Here is a 4,557-nt window from a genome sequence, read left to right as displayed (position 1 = left end):
GGAAGCATTGATCCCCCGTTATGGCACCCCTCTACCCGAGTATGTCCTGGACTCCATCCGCCGGAACCGGGTGGCTCTCAAGGGCCCCATCACTACCCCGGTAGGAGGAGGATTTCGCAGCGTAAACGTTACCCTGCGCCAGGAATTAAACCTTTACGCCAACGTGCGCCCGGCCCGTACTCTGCCTGGTATAGTCACCCGTTACCAGAACGTTGATCTGGTGGTGGTAAGGGAAAACACGGAAGACCTTTATGCGGGCATTGAACACCGGGTGGGCCCGGATGCGGCTGAAAGCATCAAAATCATCACCCGCCAGGCCTCGGAGCGTATTGCCCGTTTTGCTTTCGAACTCGCCAGAAGACAGGGGCGCAAAAAAGTCACCGCCGTACATAAGGCCAACATCATGAAACTCACCGACGGCCTGTTTCTGGAATGCACCCGTCAGGTAGCACGGGAATATCCCGATATTATCTTTGAAGATATGATCGTGGATGCCATGTGCATGAAACTGGTACAGGCTCCGGAAAATTATGATGTCCTGGTCCTTCCCAACCTGTACGGTGATATCATCAGCGACCTCTGTGCCGGACTGGTGGGCGGCCTGGGCGTAGCGCCTGGAGCTAACATCGGTACCGGGGCTGCAGTTTTTGAACCTGTTCACGGCAGTGCTCCCAAACATGCCGGCAAGAACCGTATAAACCCCCTGGCCATGATTCTGTCCGGCATAATGATGCTGCAGCACCTGGGCGAAGATGAAGCGGCCAACCGCATATACGAAGCTGTGCTGGCCGTACTTCGGGAAGGTAAGGCCCTGACTTACGACCTGGGAGGCAATGCCGGTACCAGTGATATGGCCGATGCAATAATAAGTAAAATGGAGGCTTAAATGTTTTTGCAAGCCTGTTACGTTTGAAATAAAAGCCACACAACCCGCTGATAACCCGGCGGGTTTTTATTTTTTAAATAATGGAAAAGCACCTGACAGTCTTTGTGCATAAAACAGGGCTACAGGCATAATAATAAACCTGTGGTCTGAGTTCGCTTCACTACAGCCAGGAGGTGATGCAGTTGGCACATCCGAGCAACTTCGGGGGTGGTGAGGGGCGACTGAAAGCCATGCACGACGCCGATTTTCCCGGTGGAGTCGTGGTCGACCCCACTCCAATAACAGCCTATGATGAAATTACCGTTTTTTACAACGGGCTGCTGGCCAAAAGCGGTGCCGAACAGGTTTACCTGCATGTAGGATTCGGAGACCCCCGGAACTGGCACAACGTTCAGGATCTGCGAATGTCCCGGACCGGCTGGGGTTTTGTTAAAACCCTGGAAATGCCAGATGAAAGCCGCTTTAATTTCTGTTTCCGGGATAACGCTTATAACTGGGATAACAACAACGGACTCAACTGGAGTTTCGAAATCCATAACGGCCAGAGCCGTATTTAAAACTCCAGTAATTCCAAAGTCACCACTGGCTCTAAGCAACACTTTGCAATTCAGTTTTCAAATCCCTACCGCCAGGGTAGGGATTTGAATTTAGATTTAAGCCAGAAAAGGATAGGGAGGGGAAGGCCTTTTGCGGATCTTGATGCTTTCATGGGAATACCCCCCTAAATCCGTAGGGGGATTATCCCAGCACGTTTATGACCTGTCCTGTGCCCTGGCGGGAATTGGAGAGGAAGTACACGTTCTCACCTGCGGGGAACCTGGAATTCCAAATTACGAGCAGGTCAACGGCGTCCACGTTCATCGCTTTCACACCTACCAGATATCTGCTCCCCACTTTGTCACCTGGGTCGCCCAGTTGAACCTAGCAATGCTGGAACGAGCCATCCCGCTCTTCTCTGAATTGGGCGGAGTGCAAATCATACATGCCCATGACTGGCTGGTGGCATACGCTGCGCGGGCCCTGAAACACGCCTGGCGCCTGCCCCTGATCGCCACCATTCATGCTACGGAATACGGCCGTAACTGCGGCTTACATAATGATATTCAGCGACATATTAGTGATATTGAATGGTGGCTTACGTACGAGGCCTGGAAAGTGATCTGCTGTAGTCATCACATGAAAAATGAAGTGCGTTATGTCTTTCAAGTACCCGACGATAAAATCAAGGTCATACCCAACGGGGTCAATCCGGCCAATTTTGCCACCCGTACTATACGGGTAACCAGGGATCAGTTTGCCGCACCCGACGAACGCATTGTTTTCTATGTAGGACGGCTGGTACGGGAGAAGGGCGTACAGGTCCTCCTGGACGCCGCTCCGCAGGTTCTGGCACGGTATCCCCAGACCAAGTTCATTATTGCGGGTAAAGGTCCTTATGCGGAAGAACTCCACCAGCAGGCCGCCAGACTGGGTATTGCCCAGCGGGTTTACTTTACGGGATATGTAGATGACGAGGTACGAAACACCCTGTACAGCTGGGCTGATGTAGCGGTATTTCCCAGCCTGTACGAACCTTTCGGCATTGTTGCCCTGGAAGGTATGGCTGCCCGGACTCCGGTGGTTGTTGCAGATACCGGCGGCTTAAGTGAAATTGTGGAACATGGAGTGGACGGTTTAAAGTTTTATCCTGGCAACAGCCGTTCCCTGGCCGATATGATCGTGTGGCTGTTACAGGACCGCCAGCTGGCCCAGAACCTGCGCCAGCGGGCTTTCCGCAAGGTACAGGAAAAGTTCAACTGGCGGGACATAGCTCTTTCCACCAGGCAGCTTTATCATCAGGTGTGGGATGAATACCGCCACGTTCCCTGGTATAGCCCGTATACACGCAGTAACCGCCTTTTCAACCGCATGTCCAAAATTTTTGCCCGGGCCTGACCTGGGTTTTACTGTAGAACAGGAGGGATTTAATGAAAGCAATTATTATGGCGGGGGGAGAGGGTTCCCGGTTGCGCCCTCTCACCTGCAACCGCCCCAAGCCCATGGTACCGGTAGCCAACCAGCCGATGATGTCTCACATTGTGGAACTACTAAAAAAGCACGGCTTTACCGATGTTGCGGTAACGCTGCAATACATGCCGGAAGCCATCCGGGATTATTTTGGAAATGGTGCACGGTACGGTATCAACATGCAGTACTTCATTGAGGAAACCCCTCTTGGAACGGCAGGCAGTGTAAAAAATGCCCAGGAGTTTCTGGATGAAACCTTCCTGGTGATAAGTGGGGACGCACTGACCGATTTAGATCTCTCCCGGGCCGTTGCCTTTCACCGCCAGCGCGGAGCTATGGCCACCCTGGTACTCACCCGGGTGAACTGCCCTCTCGAATACGGTGTGGTAATCACCAGGCCCGACGGCCTGATAACCCAGTTCCTGGAGAAGCCTGCGTGGGGTGAAGTTTTCAGTGATACGGTGAATACAGGCATATACGTGCTCGAACCGGAAGTCCTCGAATATATTGAACCAGGCCGGATGGTCGACTTCAGCAAGGACCTTTTCCCCTTGCTTTTAAGGGAGAAAAAACCGCTGTTCGGAGTAGTACTGCCAGGCTACTGGTGCGACATAGGCAACCTGCAGCAATATTTGCAGGCCCATCAGGATGTACTTTCGGGGCGGGTCGAAATCACAATCCCGGCCCGGGAAGTGGAACCGGGGATTTGGGTTGGTGACGGAGCGGATATCAGTAAAAGTGCCCGAATTACCGGTCCGGTACTGATTGGAGACAGGAGTTACGTTGGTCCGGATGCGGAAATAGAACCTTTCACCGTCCTCGGTGAAGGATGCTTAATCCAGGACCGGGCCTCCATCAAACGCAGCGTTCTGTGGAACAATGTGTATGTGGGACCCGGGGCGGCTTTAAGGGGAGCTATAGTGGCCGGCCGTGTTCAGGTACAGGCCAATGCATCGGTATATGAAGGAGCCGTTATTGGTAGTGATTCGGTAATTCAGGAACGAAGCATAATCAAACCGGACGTGAAGTTATGGCCCCACAAACTGGTGGAAAGTGGTACCGTAGTCCAAAACAGCCTGGTCTGGGGTACCCGGTACCCCAAAAAGATTTTCGGCATTGAAGGGATCAGCGGTCTGGTCAATGTAGAATTAACCCCGGAATTTGCCTGCCGGGTGGGAGCAGCCTTCGCATCAGCAATGGGGAGCCGGGGAATACGTCTGGCTGTAAGCAGCGATGTCCACCCGTCTTCCCGGATGATTAAAAGCGCCCTGTCCTGCGGGTTACAGTCAGCCGGCGCACAGGTGGTGGACCTTGGTACCGGTATTACTCCCATGCATCGCTTTGCCGTACGCCACCTCTCACTGGCCGGAGGAGTGCACGTAAGGGTATCCGCCCGCCGCTCTGACCATATAACCATGATTTTTATCAATGGCAAAGGCGGGAACATTTCCCGAAATGTGGAGCGAAAAGTGGAGAACCTGCTCATGCGGGAGGATTTTCATCGGGCAGAACCGCAGGCCATCTTTCCCCTGCAGCCGGTTTCCGGTGTTTCCGAAAGTTATATGGAGGCCCTGTTCAGAGACCTCGATCCGGCAGTGCTGGGAAAAGCGCGCCTCCGCCTGGTGGTAGCCTGCGATAGAGATAATCTGGGACCCTTCCTGGAA

General features: G+C 53.3%; 4 protein-coding genes. All 4 read left to right on the top strand.

Going from position 1 to position 4,557, the window contains the following annotated elements; genetic code table 11:
- Positions 1-886: isocitrate/isopropylmalate dehydrogenase family protein (locus ACPLUI_RS00205; RefSeq protein WP_424658254.1), on the top strand; the 886-nt coding region annotated here is incomplete at its 5' end.
- Positions 887-1,068: 182 nt separating this feature from the next.
- On the top strand, positions 1,069-1,443 hold the full coding sequence (locus ACPLUI_RS00200; RefSeq protein WP_424658263.1) for a carbohydrate-binding protein: 375 nt from the start codon (positions 1,069-1,071) through the stop codon (positions 1,441-1,443).
- A gap of 130 nt (positions 1,444-1,573) precedes the next feature.
- On the top strand, positions 1,574-2,821 hold the full coding sequence (locus tag ACPLUI_RS00195; protein WP_424658253.1) for a glycosyltransferase family 4 protein: 1,248 nt from the start codon (positions 1,574-1,576) through the stop codon (positions 2,819-2,821).
- A gap of 32 nt (positions 2,822-2,853) precedes the next feature.
- On the top strand, positions 2,854-4,557 hold a 1,704-nt coding region (locus tag ACPLUI_RS00190; RefSeq protein ID WP_424658252.1), incomplete at its 3' end, for a sugar phosphate nucleotidyltransferase.

Source organism: Desulfofundulus sp. (genome assembly GCF_049701015.1).
In the GTDB taxonomy this organism is placed as follows: domain Bacteria; phylum Bacillota; class Desulfotomaculia; order Desulfotomaculales; family Desulfovirgulaceae; genus Desulfofundulus.
Note: the sequence above shows the minus strand (reverse complement) of the source record. Positions and strands in the feature narration are given on the sequence as shown.